The organism is Pseudomonas libanensis (assembly GCF_001439685.1).
Classification (GTDB): Bacteria; Pseudomonadota; Gammaproteobacteria; order Pseudomonadales; family Pseudomonadaceae; genus Aquipseudomonas; species Aquipseudomonas libanensis.
In genome coordinates this window covers 38,496-62,609 of the sequence record NZ_JYLH01000015.1, presented here as the reverse complement: position 1 = coordinate 62,609, position 24,114 = coordinate 38,496, and the positions used below count along the sequence as shown (strand labels likewise).

Annotated in this window: 22 protein-coding genes and 1 tRNA gene; 7 read left to right on the top strand and 16 right to left on the bottom strand. The window is 59.8% G+C overall.

Annotation, left to right across the window (positions count from 1 at the left end):
• Positions 1-43 precede the first annotated feature (43 nt).
• The 4 genes from TU73_RS21740 to TU73_RS28600 all read left to right on the top strand — a co-directional run bounded on the left by TU73_RS21740 (position 44) and on the right by TU73_RS28600 (position 2,461).
• On the top strand, positions 44-1,312 hold the full coding sequence (locus tag TU73_RS21740) for an aspartate aminotransferase family protein (protein WP_057013935.1): 1,269 nt from the start codon (positions 44-46) through the stop codon (positions 1,310-1,312).
• 225 nt (positions 1,313-1,537) lie between these two features.
• On the top strand, positions 1,538-1,909 hold the full coding sequence (locus TU73_RS21735) for a type II toxin-antitoxin system RelE/ParE family toxin (RefSeq protein ID WP_057013934.1): 372 nt from the start codon (positions 1,538-1,540) through the stop codon (positions 1,907-1,909).
• Positions 1,887-2,207, top strand: coding sequence for a helix-turn-helix domain-containing protein (locus TU73_RS21730; protein ID WP_057013933.1), 321 nt, complete (start codon positions 1,887-1,889; stop codon positions 2,205-2,207). The genes TU73_RS21735 and TU73_RS21730 overlap by 23 nt, the downstream gene beginning before the upstream one ends.
• Positions 2,208-2,302: 95 nt before the next feature.
• Positions 2,303-2,461 (top strand): YqaE/Pmp3 family membrane protein, encoded by a 159-nt coding sequence (locus TU73_RS28600; RefSeq protein WP_003194776.1) that lies wholly within the window; start codon positions 2,303-2,305, stop codon positions 2,459-2,461.
• Positions 2,462-2,466: 5 nt separating this feature from the next.
• Here the strand turns inward: TU73_RS28600 and pqqE are convergent, their stop codons facing one another.
• From pqqE to rpsU, 14 genes are all read right to left on the bottom strand, one after another.
• Positions 2,467-3,597 carry a pyrroloquinoline quinone biosynthesis protein PqqE gene (gene pqqE, locus TU73_RS21725; RefSeq protein WP_043049729.1) on the bottom strand — a complete coding sequence of 377 codons (1,131 nt, stop codon included), beginning with the start codon at positions 3,595-3,597 and terminating at the stop codon, positions 2,467-2,469.
• Positions 3,590-3,865 (bottom strand): pyrroloquinoline quinone biosynthesis peptide chaperone PqqD, encoded by a 276-nt coding sequence (gene pqqD, locus TU73_RS21720; RefSeq protein ID WP_042571467.1) that lies wholly within the window; start codon positions 3,863-3,865, stop codon positions 3,590-3,592. The genes pqqE and pqqD overlap by 8 nt, the downstream gene beginning before the upstream one ends.
• Positions 3,862-4,614, bottom strand: coding sequence for a pyrroloquinoline-quinone synthase PqqC (gene pqqC / locus TU73_RS21715; RefSeq protein ID WP_046069807.1), 753 nt, complete (start codon positions 4,612-4,614; stop codon positions 3,862-3,864). Before pqqC ends, pqqD begins: the two co-directional genes overlap by 4 nt.
• Before the next feature lie 11 nt (positions 4,615-4,625).
• A complete protein-coding gene (gene pqqB / locus TU73_RS21710) occupies positions 4,626-5,537 on the bottom strand; it encodes a pyrroloquinoline quinone biosynthesis protein PqqB (RefSeq protein WP_057013932.1) in 912 nt (303 codons plus the stop codon).
• A gap of 71 nt (positions 5,538-5,608) precedes the next feature.
• On the bottom strand, positions 5,609-5,683 hold the full coding sequence (gene pqqA / locus TU73_RS28595; protein WP_003194766.1) for a pyrroloquinoline quinone precursor peptide PqqA: 75 nt from the start codon (positions 5,681-5,683) through the stop codon (positions 5,609-5,611).
• A gap of 158 nt (positions 5,684-5,841) precedes the next feature.
• On the bottom strand, positions 5,842-8,217 hold the full coding sequence (pqqF, locus tag TU73_RS21705) for a pyrroloquinoline quinone biosynthesis protein PqqF (protein ID WP_082642650.1): 2,376 nt from the start codon (positions 8,215-8,217) through the stop codon (positions 5,842-5,844).
• 48 nt (positions 8,218-8,265) lie between these two features.
• Positions 8,266-9,060, bottom strand: coding sequence for a carbon-nitrogen hydrolase family protein (locus TU73_RS21700; protein WP_057013931.1), 795 nt, complete (start codon positions 9,058-9,060; stop codon positions 8,266-8,268).
• A gap of 10 nt (positions 9,061-9,070) precedes the next feature.
• Positions 9,071-10,753 (bottom strand): flavin monoamine oxidase family protein, encoded by a 1,683-nt coding sequence (locus TU73_RS21695; protein WP_057014016.1) that lies wholly within the window; start codon positions 10,751-10,753, stop codon positions 9,071-9,073.
• A gap of 167 nt (positions 10,754-10,920) precedes the next feature.
• Complete coding sequence (locus TU73_RS21690) at positions 10,921-11,367, bottom strand: Lrp/AsnC family transcriptional regulator (protein ID WP_057013930.1); 447 nt, start codon at positions 11,365-11,367, stop codon at positions 10,921-10,923.
• 113 nt (positions 11,368-11,480) lie between these two features.
• Positions 11,481-11,557: transfer RNA gene (locus tag TU73_RS21685), tRNA-Ile, on the bottom strand.
• A 15-nt stretch (positions 11,558-11,572) separates the two neighbouring features.
• The gene (locus TU73_RS21680; protein ID WP_057013929.1) at positions 11,573-15,316 is read right to left on the bottom strand and encodes a bifunctional diguanylate cyclase/phosphodiesterase; all 3,744 of its coding nucleotides are present in this window, start codon (positions 15,314-15,316) and stop codon (positions 11,573-11,575) included.
• Positions 15,317-15,438: 122 nt separating this feature from the next.
• A complete protein-coding gene (gene rpoD / locus TU73_RS21675) occupies positions 15,439-17,289 on the bottom strand; it encodes an RNA polymerase sigma factor RpoD (protein ID WP_046069802.1) in 1,851 nt (616 codons plus the stop codon).
• A 67-nt stretch (positions 17,290-17,356) separates the two neighbouring features.
• The gene (gene dnaG / locus TU73_RS21670) at positions 17,357-19,327 is read right to left on the bottom strand and encodes a DNA primase (protein ID WP_057013928.1); all 1,971 of its coding nucleotides are present in this window, start codon (positions 19,325-19,327) and stop codon (positions 17,357-17,359) included.
• 443 nt (positions 19,328-19,770) lie between these two features.
• Positions 19,771-19,986: a 30S ribosomal protein S21 gene (rpsU, locus tag TU73_RS28590; protein ID WP_002551877.1), complete on the bottom strand. Its 216-nt coding sequence runs from the start codon at positions 19,984-19,986 to the stop codon at positions 19,771-19,773.
• A gap of 203 nt (positions 19,987-20,189) precedes the next feature.
• Between rpsU and tsaD the strand changes: the two genes are divergently transcribed.
• Positions 20,190-21,215, top strand: coding sequence for a tRNA (adenosine(37)-N6)-threonylcarbamoyltransferase complex transferase subunit TsaD (tsaD, locus tag TU73_RS21660; RefSeq protein ID WP_046069800.1), 1,026 nt, complete (start codon positions 20,190-20,192; stop codon positions 21,213-21,215).
• Between the two features lie 32 nt (positions 21,216-21,247).
• On the opposite strand, the gene plsY is transcribed toward tsaD, so the two are convergent.
• Positions 21,248-21,817, bottom strand: coding sequence for a glycerol-3-phosphate 1-O-acyltransferase PlsY (gene plsY, locus TU73_RS21655; protein WP_057013927.1), 570 nt, complete (start codon positions 21,815-21,817; stop codon positions 21,248-21,250).
• Between the two features lie 74 nt (positions 21,818-21,891).
• Between plsY and folB the strand changes: the two genes are divergently transcribed.
• Positions 21,892-22,245 (top strand): dihydroneopterin aldolase, encoded by a 354-nt coding sequence (folB, locus tag TU73_RS21650; RefSeq protein WP_057013926.1) that lies wholly within the window; start codon positions 21,892-21,894, stop codon positions 22,243-22,245.
• A complete protein-coding gene (folK, locus tag TU73_RS21645; protein ID WP_057013925.1) occupies positions 22,236-22,754 on the top strand; it encodes a 2-amino-4-hydroxy-6-hydroxymethyldihydropteridine diphosphokinase in 519 nt (172 codons plus the stop codon). Before folB ends, folK begins: the two co-directional genes overlap by 10 nt.
• A 70-nt stretch (positions 22,755-22,824) precedes the next feature.
• On the opposite strand, the gene TU73_RS21640 is transcribed toward folK, so the two are convergent.
• Complete coding sequence (locus TU73_RS21640) at positions 22,825-24,057, bottom strand: multifunctional CCA addition/repair protein (protein ID WP_057013924.1); 1,233 nt, start codon at positions 24,055-24,057, stop codon at positions 22,825-22,827.
• Positions 24,058-24,114: the final 57 nt, after the last annotated feature.

Sequence of the window (24,114 nt, the reverse complement as noted above, 5' to 3'; positions counted from 1 at the left end):
AAGGTTATTCCGACCAAGGTCCGGTTGCCATCGGGGCTGACGTGTGAACCTGTTCAACATGCGCCGGCCAGCGCCGAGCCTTGACGATCTGATCCTGGATCCGCCGCACGACAACCGTTCCACTGAATCCCTGATGCCCACCGTGGCGCGCCCGCCTCAAGTGTTCGTGCGTGGCCAGGGCTCCTGGCTGTGGGACAGCGATGAGCGTGCCTACCTGGATTTCAGCCAAGGCAATGCTGCCAACAGTCTCGGTCATAGTCCGCAGGTGTTGATCAAGGCCCTGGCCGAGCAAACTCAGGCGCTGATCAACTCCGGCAACGGCTTGCACAATCGCGCCCAACTCAATCTCGTCGAGCGTCTTTGCCGGCATACCGGCAGCGACCAGGCTTATCTGCTCAACAGCGGCGCGCAAGCCTGCGAGGCGGCGATCAAGCTGGCGCGCAAATGGGGGCAGCTGCATCGCGGGGGGGCCTATCGCATTATCAGCGCGAGCAACGGTTGCCATGGTCGTAGCTTCGCTGCCCTGGCGGCTTCGGCAGGTTTATCGGGTAACCGCTTCGAGCCACAACTGCCAGGCTTCAGCCATGTCCCTTTCAACGATCTTCCCGCTTTGCATGCCGCGGTAGATGCCCAGACGGTAGCCATCATGCTGGAGCCGATCCAGAGCGAAGCCGGCGTGACCCCTGCGACCGAGCACTACCTCAAGGGCGTCGAGCGGCTGTGTCGCGAACTGGGGATCCTGCTGATCCTCGACGAAGTGCAAACCGGTATCGGCCGTTGCGGCACCTTGCTCGCCGAACAACAGTACGGCGTACGTGCCGACATCATCACCCTGGGCAAAGGCCTGGGCGGCGGTGTGCCATTGGCGGCGCTGCTGGCGCGGGGCAAAGCCTGTTGCTTTGATAAGGGTGAGTTGGGAGGCACCCACCATGGCAATGCGCTGATGGCCGCGGCTGGGTTGGCTGTGACCGATACGGTGCTGGGACACGGCTTTTTAGAGCATGTACGTGAGTCGGGCTGTTACCTGGGCGAAGGTCTCGCCCGCCTGGCCTATCGTTACGCGCACGGCCCATTGCGCGGAAATGGCCTGATGTGGGGGCTGACGTTGTCGGATGATTCTGCGGATGCGGTGGTAAAGGCCGCCTTGCAGGAGGGACTGATCCTCAACGCGCCGCAACCCGACTGTTTGCGCGTCACCCCGGCACTGACGATAAGCAAAGGCAACATCGACGAAATGCTCCAGCGCCTGGCCCGCGCCTTTTCACGGGTGCGTACTGCCCAAGTGCAATGTCGCAAGGGCATCGCCGTTTAACTCCTTATTCCGAAACCGTCTCGCGGCATACGCGGCGCCTCCAGCCTGATTCTTTTGGCTGGGGGCGTTTTTTTGTCTGCGTAATTTCTGGATTGAAAAGGGCGCTTGAGCTTCTTGTAAAACCCTGGCTTTTTAGCGGACGTCGGCATGGACTGCCGATGGGGCGCCAGATGCGCCACTTCTAATCTATACCACTGAGTGGTATGTTTCAGGAAAGGGATATCCATGAGGCTGAGGTTGTTCAAAACGCGGCATTTTGCTGATGCTGCCAGCAAGGCCTGGATCTGCGATTCAGAGCTGAGGGAGGCATTCAATGAAATGCTTAAAGGCCAGGCTGATAATTTGGGCGGCGGTGTTTGGAAGAAGCGGCTGAATCGAAACCGGCATCGCTCAATTGTATTGGCCAAGGGTAGGCACTATTGGGTTTATCAATTGCTGTTCGCCAAGCAGGATCAAAGCAACATCAGCCAATGCGAACTGGCTTGGTTTCGGACGCTGGCTAAGTCTTATGAAGGTTTCAATGAAGCACAGATTCAGCAGATGCTGGATATCAGGGAGTTTGTGGAGATACATCATGACCAAGAAATACAAAAGTGAGGCTTTTGAGTCCATTCATCACTCTGCTGAAGCGCTATATGCAGTAGGCGCTATCAGCAAAACCACCCTTCGTGAGTTCGACGAGGCATGCCTTGCAGATATCCCGGCGCAAATCCCGGCCGAGCAAATCAAGCAGCTACGTGAGCGTAACCATGTCAGCCAGCCAGTATTTGCCCGTTACCTGAACACCAGCGCTTCCACGGTGAAGCAGTGGGAGTCAGGCGAGAAACAACCCAGCGGCATGGCGCTCAAGTTGCTGAGCATCGTGCAAAAGCACGGGCTGGAGATCCTGGCCTGAAGCTGGCCCGATGCCAGATCCCACTGAACCCTCACGAACCCCCAAGGTCGATTAGCTACACGGCTCACACGAGCCGATTTTTATGGAGCTGACCCATGGACATCATTCGTATCATCATTGCCATTCTGCTGCCGCCACTGGGTGTGTTCCTGCAAGTAGGTTTCGGCGGCGCCTTCTGGCTGAATATCCTGCTGACCCTGTGCGGTTACTTCCCCGGCATTATTCACGCGGTGTACATCATCGCCAAGCGCTGAGGCCCTCAGCCTTTTGCAATGAGCCGTGAGTTGCGCTCATTGCGAAAGGCCAGTTGCTCGATGGTCTGGGTGGCGTGTTCGGCTTCTTCCCGCGCCTGAAGGATGATGCCGTGCTGCTCGGACTTGCTGCACACCGGGTCGGCATTGCTGGCGTCCCCGGTAAGCATGAAGGCCTGGCAACGGCAGCCGCCGAAGTCCTTTTCCTTTTCATCGCATGAACGGCACGGCTCGGGCATCCAGTCGTAGCCACGAAAGCGATTGAAGCCAAACGAGTCGTACCAGATGTGCTGCATGCTGTGGTCGCGCACATTGGGAAATTGCACAGGCATCTGTCGGGCGCCGTGACAGGGCAGGGCAGTGCCGTCCGGTGTCACGGTCAGAAAGATGCTGCCCCAGCCGTTCATGCAGGCTTTCGGGCGTTCCTCGTAATAGTCCGGCGTCACGAAGATCAGCTTGCACGGGTGCCCTTCGGCTTCCAGCTTGGCGCGATATTCGTTGGTGATGCGTTCGGCGCGCACCAGTTGTTCCCGGGTCGGCAACAAGCCCACGCGGTTGAGCTGGGCCCAGCCATAGAACTGGCAAGTGGCGAGTTCGACAAAATCTGCCTCCAGCGCAATGCACAGCTCGATGATGCGGTCGATCTTGTCGATATTGTGCCGGTGGGTAACGAAGTTCAGCACCATAGGGTAGCCATGTGCTTTCACCGCACGGGCCATTTCCAGCTTTTGCGCGAAGGCCTTTTTCGAACCGGCCAGCAGGTTGTTCACCTGTTCGTCGCTGGCCTGGAAGCTGATCTGGATGTGATCCAGGCCGGCTTTCTTGAAGTCGCTGATCTTTTGCTCGGTCAAGCCGATGCCGGAGGTGATCAAGTTGGTGTAGAAGCCCAGCTTGCGGGCTTCAGCGATCAGCTCGGCCAGGTCCTGTCGCACCAGCGGCTCACCGCCGGAGAAACCCAACTGCGCGGCGCCCATTTCGCGGGCTTCGCGAAACACTTTGATCCACTGCTCGGTGCTCAGCTCCTTGCCCTGCTCGGCAAAATCCAGCGGATTGGAGCAATACGGGCACTGCAACGGGCAGCGGTAAGTCAGCTCGGCCAGCAGCCACAGCGGCAAGCCGACCTCTGGTTTTTCAGGCAAGGGTGATCCAGTGCTCAGCACGGGCGACCTCCATGAATTGCTCGATATCTTCACCGAGCTCAGGCACACCGGGGAATTGCTTATCCAGCTCGGCGATGATCGTTGCCACGTCGCGCTCGCCGTCGATCAAGCCACCGATCAATGCGGCGCTGTCGTTGAGCTTGATCATGCCTTCAGGGTAAAGCAACACATGGCCTTTCTGCGCGGGTTCGTACTGGTAGCGATAGCCCTGGCGCCAGGTCGGTTTCTTGCTGCGATCAAAGCTCATAGGGTGATCCCTTTATGCCAGACCCGCTGCTCGGTCACGCTGTGATAGGGCGGGCGTTTGAGTTCGTAGGCCATGCTCATGGCATCGAGCATGCTCCACAGGATGTCCAGCTTGAACTGCAGGATCTCCAGCATCCGTTCCTGGCCCTCACGGGTGGTGTAGTGCTGCAGGGTAATCGCCAGGCCGTGTTCCACGTCGCGACGGGCCTGGCCCAGGCGGGTGCGGAAGTATTCGTAGCCGGCCGGGTCGATCCACGGGTAATGCTGCGGCCAACTGTCGAGGCGCGACTGGTGGATCTGCGGTGCAAACAGCTCAGTCAGTGAACTGCTGGCGGCTTCCTGCCAGCTGGCGCGGCGGGCGAAGTTGACGTAGGCGTCCACTGCGAAGCGTACGCCGGGCAGCACCAGTTCCTGGGAGCGCAGTTGGTCCGGGTCGAGGCCCACGGCCTGGCCCAGGCGCAGCCAGGCTTCGATACCGCCGTCCTCACCCGGCGCGCCGTCGTGGTCAAGCAGGCGTTGGATCCACTCGCGGCGGATCTCCCGGTCCGGGCAGTTGGCCAGGATCGCGGCGTCCTTCAGCGGGATATTCACCTGATAGTAGAAGCGATTGGCGACCCAGCCCTGGATCTGCTCGCGGGTGGCGCGGCCTTCGTACATCGCCACATGATAGGGGTGATGGATATGGTAGAAGGCGCCCTTGGCCCGCAGGGCTGCTTCGAATTCAGCCGTGGTCAACGCTGTGTCAGTCATTTCGGTCGCTCCTACAATTCAATGCTCATGCCGTCGTAAGCCACTTCCACGTTACGCCGCGCCAGTTCCGCTCGCTCGGGGGAGTCTTCATCGAGGATCGGGTTGGTGTTATTGATGTGAATAAGCACCTTGCGCTGCTTGGGCAACTGCTCCAGCACTTCCAGCATGCCGCCAGGGCCGTTCTGTGCCAGGTGGCCCATCTCGCGTCCGGTGCGGGTGCCGACGCCGCGGCGCTGCATTTCATCGTCATCCCACATTGTGCCGTCCACCAGCAGGCAATCGCTGCCGGCCATGATTTCCAGCAACGGTGCATCGACCTTGCCCAGGCCTGGGGCGTAGAAGAGTTTGCCGCCGGTGCGTAGGTCTTCGACGATCAGGCCGATATTGTCGCCTGGGTGTGGGTCGAAGCGGTGAGGCGAGTAGGGCGGCGCAGCGCTGCGCAACGGCAGCGGGGTGAAACGCAGGTTGGGGCAGGCCGGGATGGTGAAGCTGGCGTCCAGCTCGATGCGGTTCCAGGCCAGGCCGCCATTCCAGTGGGTCAGCATGGTGAACAACGGGAAGCCGGTGCTCAGGTCTTCATGGACCATGTCGGTGCACCACACTTGGTGTGGGCAGCCCTCGCGCAGGCTCAACAAGCCGGTGGTGTGGTCGATCTGGCTGTCCATCAGGATGATCGCGCTGATGCCGGTGTCGCGCAGGGCGCGGCCGGGTTGCATGGGCGCAAAACCCTGGAGTTGTGCGCGGATGTCCGGAGACGCATTGCACAGCACCCAATTCACGCCATCATCGGAGATCGCGATGGACGACTGGGTGCGCGCATGGGCCCGCAGGCTGCCATCGCGAAAACCTGAGCAGTTCACGCAGTTGCAGTTCCACTGCGGGAAGCCGCCGCCGGCGGCGGAACCTAGAATCTGGACAAACATGGTCGCTCCATCAGGCAAAGCTCAAAACAAAAACGCCCCGGGCGAACCGAGGCGTTGTATTACTCAGCCAATCAACGGCTGGCGAAGTACATGGTGACTTCGAAACCGATACGCAGGTCAGTGTAAGCAGGTTTGGACCAGGTCATATTCTTACTCCTATCAAGGGATGGGACGTTCACTAGCAAGTAATACATATAGTCCACCTCCCATTGGAGATGTTCAGATATTGCCAGGGAATATTACGCAATTCTTTTCAAGTTAGCGCTGTCTGGGTGGAAAAAGCCTGTTGCAGGGTTGGCAATGATCACTGCGCCGTTTGCCAGCCATCATTGCTGCACGGCCCGTTCGCCACGCAGCGCCAGCCGCCTGCAGCGTTATTGAGCTGTTGGGCTGCGCGTTGCAAGTCCTCGCGTGTGCGGCTTTGAATCAGCTGATGAAGTTGATCCAGGTATCCCGACGAATGACCCGCCCGGTGCGCGTGCCAAAGCAAGTCGGCAGCTTGGCCGATGGGCAGCGCCTGGGCTGTGAACTGCTGCGCCAGGGCCTGGTTGCCCAAGTCTGGACTGCGTTCGATCAACGACGGCAGTTGCCCCAGGAAGGTTTGCAGTTGCTCGACAATCCCGTCCAGGGACAGGCTGGGCGATTGCACGCCAAACAACAGGCCGGTTTGCCCGTTGATTTGCCGGATACCGCTGAACACGGCATAGCCGATTTGCAGCTCCACCCGCAAACGCTGATAGAACGACGCCTGGAGCGCATGCCCGAGTAACCGCCATGTAGCTTCATCGATCAGCGATAGACTCGGCGTTGGGCAAAACAGCAACAAGGCGGCTTCGCTGGAGTCGGTGTTGACCTCGTGCCAGAGGTGTTGGCCGTCGATTGCCTGAGATGTGTACGGGATGTTCGCCGGCTGCCCTGGCAAATGGGCGGCTGCGATTTTGATCGCCGCTTGACTCGCGGTGGATAGGCCAGAGCCCAGCCCCTGCCAGCGTGCGCCAGACCACGACGCTTGTGCTTCCAAGGACTCGGGCTGCACCCCGGCGCAGCAAGCAGGCAACGCCTTGAGCAGCTTCCGAATGGCGATCGGCGGCGCCGGTTCGGGCGAGGATAGCGGTTCATCGCACCTGTTCAGGCAACGTGCCAGTTCTTCGAGCACCGCCGGCATCGGTTCGTGAAGACCGTGCATTTTCACCAGCCAATCATTGGCAATGGTTTCGCAAGACAACTCGACGCCCGCCTGGCGAGCATGTTCGCGCAACGGCTGCAGCGCGGGTTCGAGCCCGCTGGGGGCGGCAGCGTCAAACCGCCAGTGCAGGTACAACGCGCCTTCGTCGGTGTCATCCGCCAACGTCTGGCTGAATATCAACGCCGAGAATTCCTTTCGCCCCCGTGAGCGGTCCTGGGCAAAGCTACGCAAGCCACGGTGGGCGCTGGTTTGGCCACGGATCAGGCCGGCGCGTTCTTCTTTGGCCGGCGGACGCAGCAGGGGGTTGTTCGGTGGCAGCTGCCAGTTGTGCTCAAAGGCAGGCAACTGCAGCGCATCGAGCATGGCCTTGAGGGCTGTGACGCCTTGCTCCGAAAGGTCTTCGCTATCGTTGCGAGCCAATGCCAGGGCGCCCTGGACCTGTTGTTGACGAGCGTTGAGCAAGGCGAACTCTTCGCGTAAGGCTGTCCAATCGCTGCGTGCGAAAAAACTCAGCCAGTCGTACAGCAACGCTTCAATCTGCGTGGCCGATTCATTCCTGGTATCGAGGGTGAAGTCGATAGCCAGCACCGCTTGGCCGGCGAAGTGGTACAGCACGGATGCGTGCAGCGCGGTGGCCAATTGTCGTGCTTTCAGCAGCGCGATCAACCCGCCTGGTGCCGAAGCGTTGAGCCAAGTGCAGAGGAACTCCAGCGCTTGGCGTGGGGCGTTACAGGTGATGACCTGATGCAGGTGCTGATTGGCAAGGTGTTGATAGCTGTGTGCTGGGCCCTGCATCAAGGCGGGGGAAGCGGCTTGCGGATGCAGTGGCCCCGGGGCCAGTTCGTCACTGAACTGCTGGGCCAAGGCTTGCAGGTCTGCAAGCGATTGTGGGCCGGCAAGGCTCAAGGTCATCTGCCCACTTTGATAGAAATGCCCGTGGAAGTCGCGCAGGGCGTGCTGAAAGGCGTCACTTTCCACTGGCAGGCTGTCGCGGTTGCCGGCATGAAAACCTCGCAGCGGATGATCCGCCGCCAATCCCTTCATCAACGCCACTTGCAGTTGAGCCTTGGCATCCTGGGACCAGGCCACAAACTCCGCGTCCAGCACTTCGCGTTCACGCCGTTGATCGTCGAACGTCAAACGTGGTTGGGCCAGCATGTCCGCCAAGCGTGCCAGCCCATCTGCGAAGGACGACACCGGCAGTTCAAAGAAGAAATCGGTGGTGCGCTCACGGGTGCTGGCGTTGACCTGCCCACCGTGGCGCTGCACATAGGCCATCAGCCCCTCGCCCGCCGGAAAACGCTCAGTACCTAGAAACAGCAGGTGCTCAAGAAAATGCGCCAGCCCCGGCCAGGCCAATGGCACGTCATGGCTGCCGGCAGCCACCCGTAAAACCGCGGCGCAACGTTTCAGGCGCGGTGCATGGCGCAGGGCAACCCGCAGGCCATTGGCCAGGGTCAGGTGAATGGGGTGAGGGTGAACCGGCGCAGGCATGGGTACTTCCGAGGCATGGGAAGTGCCTATGCTAGCAAACCCACCGGGTCAGGGCTTGTGCAGTGCGCCGTAGAGTTCGGGGCGACGGTCGTGCAGGTAATGATTGGCGGCGCGGGCGTCGAGGATCGATTGACGATCCAGCGTGCCGACAATCAATGCTTCATCCAGGCCGGCCTGGGCGAGCCGCTGGCCATCCGGCGCGGCAATGCTGCTTTGCCCGCAGTACTGAATATCGCCTTCATGCCCGCAGTAATTGGCGTAGGCCACGAAACATTGGTTCTCGAAGGCTCGTGCACGCACAGTGACGTCGGCGACAAAGTCGAACGGCACCATATTGGCGGTGGGCACCAGGATCAGTTCGGCACCGGCCATGGCCAGGCGCCGGGTGTTTTCCGGAAACTCAAGGTCATAGCAGATCAGCATGCCTACCTTCCACCCGTTCAATTCCACCACGGGGAAATCATCCGGACCGGCACTGAACATCGAGTGATCAAGATCGCCAAACAGGTGGGTCTTGCGGTAGTTGCACAAGCGCTTGCCCTGGGCGTCGATCAACTGCACGGCGTTGTAGACCTGGCCATCTTCGGCCCGTTCCGGGTAGCCGTACAGAATCGCCAGGCCGGCACTGTGCGCCAGTTCGGCAATCGCCTGTGCCGACGGCCCATCCTGAGCTTCGGCCAGCGCGCCAACAGCTTCGGTGCCGATGTTATAGCCGCTGAGGAACATCTCCGGCAGCACCAGCACATCGGCGTCGCACGCTTCATGGGCCACCTGGTGCAGACGCTGGAGGTTGGCGGCCACATCCAGCGGCAGCGGCGGGCATTGGTACAGGGCGACACGCATGGTCAACTCCTTACTCGGCGAGGGCGATTGGCCCGATTTCATCGAACACATCACCTGGCCCCGGGTTCTCTGGGTGGGTGCTGCCACCGAAGTGGGTCATGATGCCCCAGACCGCATTGAGCGAGGTCTGTACCGCGCCTTCCACCCAGGCCGGGGTCCAGGAAACATCATCGCCGGCGATGAAGATCCCACGTTGTTCGGCGGGCATGTCCTTCTGCATGAAGTGCGCATACATGCGCTGGTTGTAGCGATAGTGACCGGGCAGGGCGCCTTTGAACGCGCCGAGGAAATGCGGGTCGGCTTCCCAGGATACGGTAATCGGGTCGCCGATGATGCGCGCCTTGATATCGACTTTCGGATAGATCTTATTCAGCGCGTCGAGGGCCAGCTTGACGCGCTTATCGATAGGTTGGGGCAGCATTTTCAGCGCATCGCTCATCCACGAGTAGGACAGGCAAATCACGCCCGGCTTGTCGTCACCGTTATCGAACAGATAGGTACCGCGGGTCAGGCGATCGGTGAGGGTCATGCTCATCAGGTCGCGACCGGTCTGCGGGTCTTTGTCTTTCCAGAATGGGCGGTCGACCATCACAAAGGTTTTCGATGACTGCATGTAGCGCGTGCGGTCCAGGGCCATCCACATTTTTTGCGAGAACAGGGTTTCGTCGCATTCGATCTGGGTGGTCAGCAGCCAGCTTTGGCAAGTGGTCAGCACTGCGGCATATTCACGGGTGTCGCCGTAGTTGTCGGTGACGGCGAAACGGCCGTCGGCGGCGTGGGCAATGCGTTTCACGCCTGCCCGTGGTGCGCCTCTATGCAGCGAGCTGAGGCTGGTGCCGGCTGGCCAGTGTGCGCAGCGCTCCGGCACGTGGCGCCAGATGCCCATGGGCACTTGCGCCACGCCGCCGACGACCAGGTGTTGATGGTCATCGCAATTGGTCATCACCACACGGAAGATTTCCAGCATGGAGTTGGGGAAATCCGAGTCCCAGCCACCCGTGCCGAAGCCGACCTGGCCAAACACCTCGCGATGATGGAACGACAGCTTGGCGAAGGCCTTGGAGGTGGCGACGAAGTCGTAGAAGGTACGGTCATCCCACAGCGGCACCAGCTTGTTCCATAGTGCCTTGAGGCGCGGCACGTCGCGGTCGCGGATCGCCTGCTGGATATCACCGAACTGCGAGCCGGCTTCCAGGGCATCGGCCCAGGCATCGGCCACTTCCTGGAACAGTGCCGGCAAATCAGAGAGTTTTTGTGCGTAGTGGGTCTGGCCTTCCAGATCGATCACGGTACTGCCGGACGCCGGGGTCAGCGGGTTGGGGAAGGGTTTGGTCTCCAGCCCCAGCTTGTCCACGTAATGGTAGAACGCGGTGGACGACACGGGAAAACGCATGCCACCCAGCTCGGCGATGATGCCCTCGGCGCCTTCAAAGGCTTGAGAGCGCAAACGACCACCCATCTTCGAGGCTTCATACACCACCGGCTTGAGGCCCAGCTTCATCAGCTCGTAGGCTGCAACCAGGCCCGCGATACCGGCCCCCACGATCGCCACCTCGGCGCCATGGTGGACGGCGGGAATACTGCCCAGCCCGGCGGGGTGTTCGATCCAGTCATCAAAGGCAAACGGGAAATCCGGGCCAAAAATGGTGATGGGTTTCTTGCCGTCTGCGGGGTGGCGATTGGTCTTGCTGATGGTGCTGGACGGAATGCTCATGGCTGACCTTACTGACGGCTCGGCGGGATATGGCCCGTTGAGTATAGGAAAAGATGGCAGCCAGTTTAGGGAGCGTTGCGCTCGTTAATAAGACGCAATGTGTCGTCGGAATGCATTGATTTTTGTCAATATGACGAAGTGGTCGATCAGATTGGCTGTCCGCGATCCAATTTGTTGCTGAGGATGATCGAGGTGGTAGTTTTCTCCACACCGTCGACACTGCCGATCTGATCGAGCAGTTGATCCAGTTGCTCCGGCGAATCGGTGCGCAGCCATGCCACGTAATCGAACTCGCCGCTGACCGCACACAACTGCTGCACCTGCGCCATGGCACTCAGCCTGCGCAGCACCTCTTTGCCTGAGCGTGGTTGCACGGTAATCCCCACATAAGCCTGCAATCCCCCATCTGCAACGCGTTGGCCCAGGCGCACGCCATACCCGCTGATCACCTGGGTCTTCTCCAGGCGTGCCAGGCGCGACGTCACCGTGGTGCGCGCAATGCCCAACTGCCGGGCGAGCATGGCCACGCTTTCGCGAGCGTTGAGCTGCAGGGCGGCGATGAGCTGGCGGTCGATTTCGTCTAGGGGGGACAAGGGGGGAGGCTCCAGTGCGGACGGCAATGAGCAAGCATGGTACAGGCTTGGTCCGGATGAAAGAACCGCTACGCCAGACACGCAAAAGCCGCGCAATGCGCGGCTTTCTTGTTTGGTGGGCCCAGTAGGACTCGAACCTACGACCAAGGGATTATGAGTCCCCTGCTCTAACCAACTGAGCTATAGGCCCTCAGTAGGCCGCGGATTATAACGATGGTTTCTTCAGTGTGCCATCCGAAAAATCCTCCTGCCTTGTACGAAGGAAGTTTGCGGCAAAAAGCGCCGGTGGCAGGGGCAGGCTGACGATGTAGCCTTGCATCTGTTCGCACCCTTCTGCCGCGAGGAAGGCTTGCTGTGCTGTGTTCTCCACGCCTTCGGCGATGATGGTGAATTGCATGCTGTGGCCGAGGGCGATGATGGCGCGCACGATGGCGACGTCGTGGGGGTCATCGGGCAGGCCGCGGACGAAGGATTGGTCGATCTTGAGGAAGTCCAGGGGCAGGCGCTTGAGGTAGCTGAGGGACGAATAACCGGTGCCGAAATCGTCGATTGCCAATTGGACACCCAGGCGCTTGAGTTGGTGCAGTACTTCCAGGGCTTCCTCTGCCTGGCTCATGATGAAGTTTTCAGTGATCTCTAGCTGTAGGCAGCCGGGTTCCAGGCGGTAATCGCGCAGCAACTGTTCGATGCGTGACAGCAGCTTGGGGTGACGCAGTTGAGCGCCAGCAAGGTTGACCGACAGTGGACCGAAATCGTCGAAAGCCTGCTGCCATACATGCAGCTGGCGGCAGGCCTGTTCCAGTACCCAGTCGCCAATCTGCAGGATCATGCCGTTCTCTTCGGCCAGGGCAATGAAGTGTTCGGGCGGGACTTCGCCCAAGGTCGGGTGATGCCAGCGAATCAAGGCTTCGGCACCGATCAGATCCTGGGTCACCAGGCTGCGCTTGGGTTGGTAACACAGGCTCAATTCGTCACGTTCGATGGCGCGACGCAGTTCGTGTTCCAGCGCCACGCGCTCACTGGCCTGGGCTGTCAGGTCGCGGGTGTAGTGTTCGACCCGGTTGCGGCCCTTGGCTTTGGAGCGGTACATCGCGGCATCGGCGTTTTTGACCAGGGTGGCAACGTCGGTGCCGTCCTGCGGGTACAGGCTGGTGCCGATACTGGCGCTGATAAAGAACTCGTGCTCTCCGGCCTGGAACGGCGGTGTAAAGCAATCGAGCAGTTTATTCGCCAGGTGCTGGGCATCGCTGGCCTGTTGCAAGCCGGGAAGCAGAATGATGAATTCATCGCCACCCAGGCGGGCCACGGTGTCCACGTCCCGCAGTTGCTCCTTGAGGCGTACGGCGATGTCTTTGAGCAGCAGGTCGCCTATCGGATGGCCGAGGCTGTCATTAATGTGTTTGAAGCGGTCGAGGTCGAGAAACAACACCGCACCCTGTTTGCCGCTTTCCTGCTGGCCATTGAGGGCGGCCTGCAGTCGATTTTCAAACAGGGTACGGTTGGGCAGGCCGGTCAACGGGTCATGGTGGGCCTGATAGTCAAGGCGTGCCTGGGCCAGCTTGAGGCTGGAGATGTCAGCAAACACGGCCACGAAGTGTGTGATCAACTGGTCGTGGTTACGCACGGCGCTGATGGTCAGCCAACTCGGATACACCTCGCCGTTTTTGCGACGGTTGGAAATCTCGCCTTGCCAGTGACCGTGGGCCGTCAGTTGATGCCACATCGCCGCGTAGAACGCGCTGTCATGCAGCCCGGAGGCAAGCAGACGTGGGGTATGGCCGAGGGCTTCGGTCTCGCTGTAGCCGGTAATCTCACTGAAGGCGCGATTGACGGCGCTGATGTTCTGTCGGGTGTCGGTGATCAAGACGCCTTCGGCGGTGCTTTCGAACACCGTGGCGGCCTGTTGCAGTTTTTCCTGCATTAACTGGCGTTCGGTGATGTCTCGGGCGATGGTCAGCATGCAATCGTCGTCGCCAATGGGCAGCGGGCGACTGGACACCTCGCAAAGACGAATCTGGCCGTCAGCGCGGCGGATATGGCAAACGAAATCGCGGACAAAGCCGTCGCGATGCATCAACTCCAGCATGAGCTTACGTTCGTTGAAGTCGACCCAGATGCCCAGGTCCGAAGCTGATTGATCCAGTGAGGTGGCGCTGGTGAAGCCGGTCAGGTGGCTGAAACCTTCGTTTACCTCAATCAGCAGTCCATCGCTCTGGCGGCTCAGCAGCAAGCCATCGGGGGAGGCATGGAACGCCTTGGCAAATTTCTCTTCGGAGGTTTGCAGCCGCTGTTGGGTTTCCTTGAGTTGAGTGATGTCGCGCACCACCACCACCAGAGCTTCGGTGGTGTCGAGTTGGAAGGGCTCAGCGGAGATCAGCCCGGTAAATGCCTGGCCGTTACTGCGCAGAAACTGCATTTCCAGGTTGCGGATACTGGTGGTCTGCACCCGGTGCAGCAAATCCGGGCCAATACCTTGGACGTCCCATATATTCAGCTCAGTGGCGGTTTTGCCTATGACCTCGTTGGCGCTCAGGCCAATCTGGTCTTCGAATGCCTTATTGACCTCCAGCAGGCAGCCATCGGACAGCCGCGCAATCACCAGGATGTCCGGGCATTGCTGAAACACTGAGGCAAACTTCTGCTCGGACAGTTGCAAGGCTTCCTCGGTGCGCTTGGCTTCGCTGATGTCGATCATCAAGCCGCGTAGCACCGGCTCATGGCCATGTTCGATCAGGCTGACGATATCGCGGACCCACAGGCAGCGGCCATCAGCGGTGATGACGCGGTAGTCGACGCTATGATCGCGATTGGCACGGGTTTCCCGGTAGCAATACGCCTCGGCGCGGGTCAAGTCAGCAGGGTGGATAATATTGCGCCAGAAGCCCGGAATCAGCCAATGGGCGCGGGGATAGCCGAGCAGGTCTTCGGCATGGGGTGACACATAGCTGTAGGTGAAATCGCTGATGCTCGCTTCCCAGGCAATGGCAGACAAGCTCTCCACCAGGCCACGATAGTGGTACTCGCTGCTACGTAGTTCTTGCTCAAGGGCGACCCGGCGGGAGATTTCCGAGCTGAGCCGGCGATTGATCCGAATGACCACTGCCAACACGGTGCTCAGTAGCAACACCGCTGGCAGGCCGTACATCAGCAGGGCCGCCCAGAGCGTGCGGTGATCCGTGAGGCTGCCGACCCAGTGTTGCTGGATTGCATCGGTTTCGGCTGGGCTGAGGTCGGCGAGGACTTTGTCCAGGATGCCCACCAGTATTTTTTCATCCCGCGGGACGCCCATCGCCAATTGGTAGCGGTAGGGCGTTTCACCGCTGACGTACAAACCATCGAGTTTGAGTTGGCGCAGGCTCCAGACACTCGAGGCCAGGTCGCCGACTACCGCATCCACTTCATCGGTGGCCAGGGCTTGCAGCGTCGAGCTGACGTTGGGCATTGCGACGAGATTCAGGTCCGGATGGTGGGTACGCAGCAACTCATGGGGCGCGTAGTTTTCCACCACGGCAATTTTCAGCCCGTACAAATCCTTGAGGCTGCGTGGTTTTGCGCCGCCTTCATGGGCAAGGATGATAATGGGGAAGTCCAGGTAGGGACGTGTGAAGGCCAGGAAACCTTGGCGCTCCGGGGTGGACATGATGCCGGGTAGCAGGTCGAGCTGGTTGCTCCGGGCTTGCTCAAGCGCAGCAGTCCAGTTGGCTGGCTCGATCAGCTTGATCCGCACACCCAGGCGGTCCTGGATCAGGCGTACATAGTCAGCGGCCAGGCCCTGGTAATGGCTGTTTTCATCACGGTATTCGAAAGGTGGCCACGATGCGTCCACACCGAGGCGCAGCTCCTGATGGTCCGCCAACCAGCTACGCTCATCATCCGTAAGAGTCAACGCGCCAGCCGTTGCGGTCCAGGTCAGCAGCGACAGTAGTAACACGGTCGGCAATCTGGGCATAACGGTCTCGTTATGGCACGGGGAATGACTCGAGTGTAGACGGGCATTTCAGGGGAGAGGGGGGGGCGAAGAATTTTATCTGTGCAAAACAAAACCCCCGGCCTGGGCCGGGGGTTCTGGTATCACTCGTCGAGGAAGGAGCGCAGATGCTCGCTTCGCGTCGGGTGGCGCAACTTGCGCAGCGCCTTGGCTTCGATCTGACGGATCCGCTCGCGGGTCACGTCAAACTGCTTACCGACTTCCTCAAGGGTGTGGTCGGTATTCATGTCGATGCCGAAACGCATGCGCAGTACCTTGGCTTCACGGGCAGTGAGGCCGGACAGCACGTCGCGGGTCGCTTCTTTCAGGCTCTCAACGGTGGCGACATCGATTGGCGACTGCATGGTCGAGTCCTCGATGAAGTCACCCAGATGGGAGTCTTCGTCATCACCAATCGGCGTTTCCATGGAGATCGGCTCTTTAGCGATCTTCAATACCTTGCGGATTTTATCCTCAGGCATTTCCATGCGTTCGCCCAGCTCTTCCGGGGTCGGTTCACGGCCCATTTCCTGCAACATCTGCCGGGAAATACGGTTGAGCTTGTTGATGGTCTCGATCATGTGCACCGGGATACGGATGGTGCGGGCCTGGTCGGCGATCGAGCGAGTGATCGCCTGACGGATCCACCAGGTGGCATAAGTCGAGAACTTGTAGCCGCGACGGTATTCGAACTTGTCCACCGCCTTCATCAGGCCGATGTTGCCTTCCTGGATCAGGTCGAGGAACTGCAGGCCACGGTTGGTGTACTTCTTGGCAATAGAGATCACCAGGCGCAAGTTCGCTTCAACCATCTCTTTCTTCGCGCGGCGGGCCTTGGCCTCACCGATCGACATGCGACGGTTGATGTCCTTGATCTCGGCAATCGTCAGACCGGTTTCGGTCTGCAACGCGATCAGCTTCTGCTGGCAACGAATGATGTCCGGCTGCAGGCGACCGATGGCTTCGGCGTATTTCGCCTTGCCCTTGGCCAGTGCGTCAGTCCAGCTTTCGTCAACTTCGTTGCCCGGGAACTGGCGCAGGAAGTCGGTACGCGGCATACGCGCATCACGCACACAGAGCTGCATGATTGCACGCTCTTGGGCACGCAAACGCTCAAGGGCACTGCGAACGCGCTCAACCAGGCCTTCGAACTGCTTGGGCACCAGTTTGATCGGCATGAACAGCTCAGCCAGGGCCACCAGCTCGGCAATTGCCTGCTTGTTGCCACGACCGTGCTTCTTCAACGCCTTGCGGGTGATTTCCATTTGATCGGAAACCGCACCAAAACGCTGGGCCGCGACAACAGGGTCCGGACCGCTCTCGACTTCATCTTCGTCGTCGCTGCTGGCTTCAGCCTCGTCGTCGTCGGTGTCGTCGTCCGCTTTCGGCGCTTTCGGGTCGACAGGCGGCGGTACTTCGGCGGCAGGCGGCGCAATGCCGTCGTCCGGGTCGATATAACCGCTCAGGACGTCGGACAGGCGGCCACCTTCGGTGGTGACGCGGGTGTACTCGGAGAGAATGTGGTCAACCGTGCCAGGGAAGTGCGCGATTGCGCCCATCACTTCACGGATGCCCTCTTCGATACGCTTGGCGATTTCGATTTCGCCTTCGCGTGTCAGCAGCTCGACGGTACCCATTTCACGCATATACATGCGTACTGGGTCCGTCGTGCGGCCAATATCGGTCTCTACTGCAGCCAGCGCGGCAGCAGCTTCCTCAGCGGCGGCCTCGTCGGTATCAGCGTCGGCCAGCATAAGGGAGTCCTTATCTGGCGCGACTTCGAATACGTTGATCCCCATGTCATTAATCATGCGGATGATGTCTTCCACCTGCTCTGGATCTGAAATATCCTCAGGCAGGTGGTCGTTGACCTCCGCGTAAGTCAGGTAACCCTGCTCACGACCTAGTGTGATCAACTCTTTGATACGAGACTGCTGTTGCGCTTTTCCGGACATAACACCCTATCCACTGAAGGTCTTGGCGGGCAAAAAACAAGCCGAGGATTATACCCGAGCTATGACCTCACACGCCAGCTGAGGTCGGGTTTGATGCGGAAACATTCTGTTTTAAGAGGTCGCGCATCTGTTTTGCTATCTGAATTTGCTCTTCAGCCGACAATCCCGGCTGCCTGGCTCTCTTGATGAGCTCATCGAGGGTCTGTGTATGCTGACCCGCGGATAACCTATTAATGGTGTCTAAAAACTGTTGTTCAAGGTTATCGCCGTCAATTAGCCACTCCTTTTCCGCCAGGGCTTTCAATAAGCGGCCCTGTTCCGTGCCATGCCAGCGAGCCATAAGCTGAATTGAGTTTAGCTTAGGATTTTTTTGCACCGCCTCGATCAGGGCAATCAGCACCTGGGCATAGGTGTTGCTCTCGTTGGCAAAATGGTCGGCACTCTCAACCTTGCCGGCCAATTGCGGGTGGTGAATCAGTGTACGCAGCGCAATAAGTGTCGGGGCTTCTACCGCCACCGGCGTGCGTGGAGCGTAGGCTTCATCGCGATCGCCGCGCTTGCCGTTCTTGCTCCAGGGTTTCTTGTCCCATTTCTTGCCGCCGGCGCCGGGTTTCTTTGGCGTCCACTCCTGCTGGGGCGCAAAGGCCTCCTGGGGTTGGTGAAAGTCGGCATAGTCCGGCATGGCGTCGTAATCCATGCCGGGGTCGTAGGCCGGCGGCGCATCCTGTGGTGCGCTGTGCACCAGCTGACTTACGGCTTCGCCGCTCAAGCCGGTGATCTCCAGCAGGCGCTGGCGCATCAGGGTGCGCAAGTTGGCGCCCGGGACCTTGTCGATCAGCGGCGCGGCGAGGGTGGCCATATGGGCCTTGCCCTCGAGGGAGCGCGGGTCGGCTTCTTCGGTCAGTTGCTGGAAAAAATAATCTGCCAGCGGCTGCGCATGTTGATTGATGCGCGCACGAAACGCGTCGGTGCCTTCCGAGCGCACCAGTGTGTCCGGGTCCTCGCCTTCGGGCAGGAACAAAAAGCGTGCACGGCGCCCGTCCTGCAGGCTCGACAGCGTGGCCTCAAGCGCGCGCCAGGCGGCATTGCGGCCGGCCTGGTCACCGTCGAAGCAGAACAGCACGCTGGGCACGACGCGAAACAGGCGCTTCAAGTGCTCTTCGCTGGTGGCGGTGCCGAGGGTTGCCACCGCGTTGCGCAGGCCTTGCTGGGCCAGGGCTATCACGTCCATGTAGCCTTCAACCACGATGATCTCGTCGAGGTTGCGGTTGTTCTTGCGCGCTTCGAACAGGCCGTAGAGTTCCTGGCCCTTGTGGAACACCGGGGTCTCCGGGGAGTTCAGGTACTTGGGCTTGTCGTCACCGAGTACGCGGCCACCAAAGGCGATGATACGGCCACGGCTGTCGCGGATCGGAAACATCACGCGGTCGCGAAAACGATCGTAGCGCTTGCCGGTCTCGGCGTTCTCCACCAACAGGCCGGCATCGATCATGGCTTTTTGCTGGAGGGTATCGCTGCTCAGGTGCTTGTACAGATTGTCCCACCCAGGTGGGGCGAACCCGAGGCCGAAGTCGCGGGCGATTTCACCAGTGAGGCCGCGTCCCTTGAGGTAGTCAACGGCGGCCTTGCGCTGCGGGTGGCTCTTGAGAGCCTGGCGATAAAAATCGGCAGCGGCCGTCAACAGCGGATACAGGGGCGAGTCGGTGGGCTGCCTGGGTTTGTGCGGGCGGCCACTTTCTTCGCGGGGGATTTCCATGCCGGCGGCTTTGGCCAGGTCCTCGACGGCCTGGGGGAAGTCCAGGTTGTCGTGGTCCATCAGGAAGCCGAGGGCGTTGCCGCCGGCGCCGCAACCGAAGCAGTAATAGAACTGTTTGTCGGGGCTGACGCTGAACGATGGGGTTTTTTCTTTATGGAACGGGCAGCAGGCGGTGTAGTTCTTGCCGGCTTTTTTCAGTTGTACGCGTGAGCTGACAACATCGACGATGTCGGTGCGGTTCAGAAGGTCGTCAATAAAGCTCTGGGGAATCAGCCCGGCCATGGCGTTCTCGTCATCACTGCGTGTAAATGAGGGCCCGTGAAGTGTTCAAGCGCACGTATAGAGTGCTCGATCATCATCGTCTGCTTGGGTTGTCAGGAAAGTGTATCTGCCGAGCATTCACTGACGGTAGTTTCTGATCAGTCTTCGGCATGGAAATGTTGCCCGGGCGTCCGGTCTTGGCCGATGAGGGCCTCGGAAACGCATCGATGGACACAGCCGACACAGTTGATCGCCTGCTTGAAGAATAGGTGTGCTCGTCAGTAGCCTTGTTAGGCTCGTCAGAAGAGACGTGCACCGCTGGCAAAAGAGCCAGCCCTGACGTTTGAAGCAGTGTCTCGGTCGCATGTGCGGCGTCGACGGTGAAGCATCAAGCGATATCCGCAAATGCCAACAGCCCGGCTGAGGGCCGGGCTTGGCAGAAGCTTGCTACGAACGTCTGTGTATTAGTACAGACGAACGGCGCGGCGCTGTTCGCGCTGAACTTTCTTGGCGTGACGCTTAACAGCGGCTGCTGCTTTACGCTTACGCTCAGAAGTTGGCTTCTCATAAAATTCGCGGCTACGAACTTCAGCCAGAACACCGGCTTTTTCGCAGGAGCGCTTGAAACGACGCAGAGCTACGTCGAAGGGTTCGTTCTCTTTTACTTTGACGGCTGGCATCCAGAGCTACCTTCTTTCATTACCGGGAATCAACGTTCTCGTCGCAAAAAATTCGCGGCTGAGGTCGTCGGTTTTTAAGGGTTGCGGATGTTAACCCCTCATTGCCCGGAATGCAAAGCCTCTGATCGAAAACCGCTAGTCGGGAGGGGGAGCGGGGACTATCATGCGCGCCTTCGAATTCAGCCTCTACAAGGCGCAAACCCATGTTAGTACTGGGACTTGAAACCTCCTGCGACGAAACCGGCGTCGCCCTATATGACAGTGAACGCGGGCTTTTGGCCGACGCGCTGTTCAGTCAGATCGACCTGCACCGCGCCTATGGTGGCGTGGTGCCGGAGCTTGCCAGCCGTGATCACGTCAAGCGCATGCTGCCGTTGATTCGCCAGGTGCTGGACGAGGCCGATTGTGTGGCGACCGAGATCGATGCCATCGCCTACACCGCGGGCCCTGGATTGGTCGGAGCCCTGCTGGTTGGGGCCTCTTGCGCCCAGGCGCTGGCTTTTGCCTGGGGCATTCCGGCTCTTGGCGTGCACCATATGGAAGGCCATTTACTGGCGCCCATGCTGGAAGAAACACCACCACAGTTCCCGTTCGTCGCTTTGTTGGTTTCGGGCGGCCATACGCAGCTGGTTCAGGTCGATGGTATCGGCCAATACACCTTGCTGGGCGAGTCCCTGGACGACGCCGCCGGCGAAGCTTTCGACAAAACCGCGAAGATGATGGGGCTCAATTATCCAGGTGGCCCGGAAATCGCCCGTCTTGCCGAGAAAGGCGTGGCTGGGCGCTACACCTTCCCGCGTCCGATGTGTGATCGCCCTGGCCTGATGTTCAGTTTCAGCGGCTTGAAAACCTCCGCCTTGAACACCTGGCAGCAGAGCGTCAGTGCCGGGGACGACGGTCAACAAGCCCGTTGCGACATCGCGCTGGCGTTCCAGCAGGCCGTGGTGGAGACTTTGACCATCAAGTGCAAGCGCGCCCTGAAGCAGGCGGGTATGAAGCGGCTGGTGATTGCTGGCGGCGTCAGTGCCAACAAGGCATTGCGCGTGTCCTTGGAGAAAATGCTCGGCGACATGAATGGCCATGTGTTCTACGCGCGCCCTGAGTTCTGCACCGACAACGGCGCCATGATCGCCTATGCCGGTTGCCAGCGCTTGCAGGCCGGACAGCACGAAAGCCTGGCGATCAGCGTGCAGGCACGTTGGCCGATGGAGCAGTTGCCGCCGTTGTAAGAGTCGACATGAGCCTGGCTCATCAGGGGGATTCAAAAATGCCGTTCGCGCCCGGCAAACAGGTCGCGTAGATTGCCGCGGTGACGCCAGACGATCAGCAGTGTCAGCATGCTCATCGGCAGCAAGGCTTGCGGTTCCTGCCAGGCCAACAGTGGCAGGATCAGCGGTGTGGCGATCAGCGCGGCGAGCGAGCTGGTCCGGGTCAGGTAGAACGTCAGCAGCCAGGCGAGCATGGCCAGTAAGGCTGCCGGTGGGTAGATGCCCAGCAGCATACCGGCCGCGGTGGCAACGCCTTTACCGCCGCGAAAGCGGAAGTACAGCGGGAACAGGTGACCCAGGACGGCGCACACGCCCACCCAGGCTTGCTGTTGCAAGGTAAGGCCGAGGAGGTTGGCGATCAGCACGGGCAGCAAGCCCTTGCACACATCGCCAAGCAGCGTCAGGACGGCAAGTTTCTTGCCGGCCAGGCGCAACATATTGGTGGCGCCGGCATTGCCTGAGCCACTCATTCGCGGGTCGGGATTTCCCGTCAGGCGGCTGAGCAAAATGGCGAAGGACAGCGAGCCGAGCAGGTAGGCGAGAATCGCCAGTGACCAAAACATGCTAACTATTCCGGGCGAGGACGCCTTGATTCTAACGGGGCATCGCGCCCTTGTCGTGCTGCGGAGAAGAGTACTTGGACAGAGTGTTTATCGAAGGCCTGGAAGTCGACACCGTGATCGGGGCCTACGACTGGGAGCGCGGGATCCGGCAGTGCTTGCGCCTGGACCTGAGCTTCGCCTGGGATAATCGCCCGGCCGCTGCAGGTGATGACCTGGCGCTGGCGCTGGATTACGCCAGCGTGTCCGCGCGTATCCAGGCTTTTGCCGAGCAGTCCCGGTATCAGTTGGTGGAAACCTTTGCCGAGCGCTTGGCCGAAGTGCTGATGAGCGAATTCCAGATTCCCTGGCTGCACCTCAAATTGACCAAGCCAGGCGCCGTGCCGGCTGCCAAGGGCGTGGGCGTGGAGATCGAGCGCGGATGTCGTTGACTCAGATTTACCTTGGGCTTGGCAGCAATGTTGAGCGCGAAAGCCGTCTATGCGCCGGCTTGGATGCGCTGGCGGGGTTCTTGACGGATATGCGCTGTTCAGCGGTGTTCGAAAGCCAGCCAGTAGGGATCAAGAGTGGACCGTTTTTCAACTTGGTGGTGTCGGCTTATACCGACCTGCCGTTGTTGGAGTTGGATCGCCGGCTGAAATTCATCGAGGCCGATAATGGCCGTTATGCGCCCGACCGCAAAGGCCTGCCGCTGGATATCGATGTGTTGCTGTATGGCGATTTGGTGGGTAATTTCGATGGGTTGATCCTGCCACGGGCAGAAATCCTGAGAAATGCTTTCGTGTTGTGGCCCTTGTCGATGATGGCCCCGGATCGTGTGCACCCCGAGGCCGGCCAGACAATGGCCGAGTTATGGCGCGATGCGCAGATCGACCAAGTGCTGGCGCCTGTTGGCTTCGAGTGGCGAGGCCGACAACTGACACCGCCAGCTCTCTTGTAGGGGCCGAGCTTGCTCGCGAAAAATCTGAGGCGCTGCGTTAGCGTTGACGTTTTCGCGAGCAAGCTCGCTCCTACAAAGGCTTGTGTTGTTCCTTGTAGGCTTTCAGCGCGTTCAGCCGTTCGCGCTTGAGCGCCTCTCCCAGCTCTGGGCCTTTGAAACCTTTTTCCAGCAATGGTGCAACCGGCACTTCGCGTGCAGCCTTTGCCGCGCCGCGCAAATAATCTGCCTGTGGATAACTGCGTTGTTCAAAGCCTTTGCGGCCACGGGCATCCATTTCGCAGGCTACTACAAACTCTTCGAAGCGTTGCGGCCGCCGGTACGCGTCAAAACTCTGCAGTAATTCCAGCAATGTCGAGGCTTTGAGTTCCAGTGCACGATGGCCGTGGGTATGAAATTCGCCCACCAGCAATGCCAGTTCCTGGCAATCCCTGGGCACCTTGAAGCGCTCATTCACCGCCTTGATCAGCCTTAAGCCGCGGTGTTCGTGGGCAATATGCTGCGGCAACTTATCCACAGGCGTCAGGCCTTTGCCCAAATCGTGCAGCAGGCAGGCCCAGCGCACTGTCAGCGGTTGTTTGTGCAAAGCGGCTTGTTCCAGCACGCTCAATGTGTGAATGCCGGTATCGATTTCCGGGTGATGAGCCTCGGGTTGGGGCACACCGAACAGCGCGTTTACCTCCGGCATCAGGGTTTTCAGTGCGTCGCAGTCGCGCAGTACCTGGATAAACACCTGGGGCTGATCTTCCATCAGCGCCCTTGAAATTTCTTTCCAGCTGCGTTCGGGGGTAAGGGCCTCGAGTTCGCCGGAAGCACTGAGTTGATGCATCAGCTCAAGCGTCTCGGGCGCGACCCTGAAGCCAAGGTGTGCATAACGCGCGGCAAAGCGGGCAACGCGTAGCACGCGGAGCGGATCCTCGGCGAACGCGGGGGAAACGTGACGCAATATACGTGCTTCAAGATCGCGTTGGCCGTGATAAGGATCGGTCAGGTTGCCATCGTCATCTTCCGCCATGGCATTGATGGTCAGGTCACGACGGATCAGGTCTTCTTCTAGGGTGACATCGGGGCTTGCGTGAAACACAAAGCCGCCGTAACCCCTGCCGCTCTTGCGTTCGGTGCGGGCAAGGGCGTATTCATCACCATTCTTCGGATCGAGAAATACCGGGAAATCGGCGCCAACCGGCTTATAGCCCTTGGCGAGCATTTCCTCGGTGGTTGTACCGACGACGACGCGGTCGATGTCGGTGACCTTGATGCCCAGAAGGCGATCACGCACGGCGCCGCCGACTTTGTAGATTTTCATGAAAAAGCCTCCATTAGCGCCACAGGATAACGCCTGTGCCGGGCCAGTGGAGGCTTT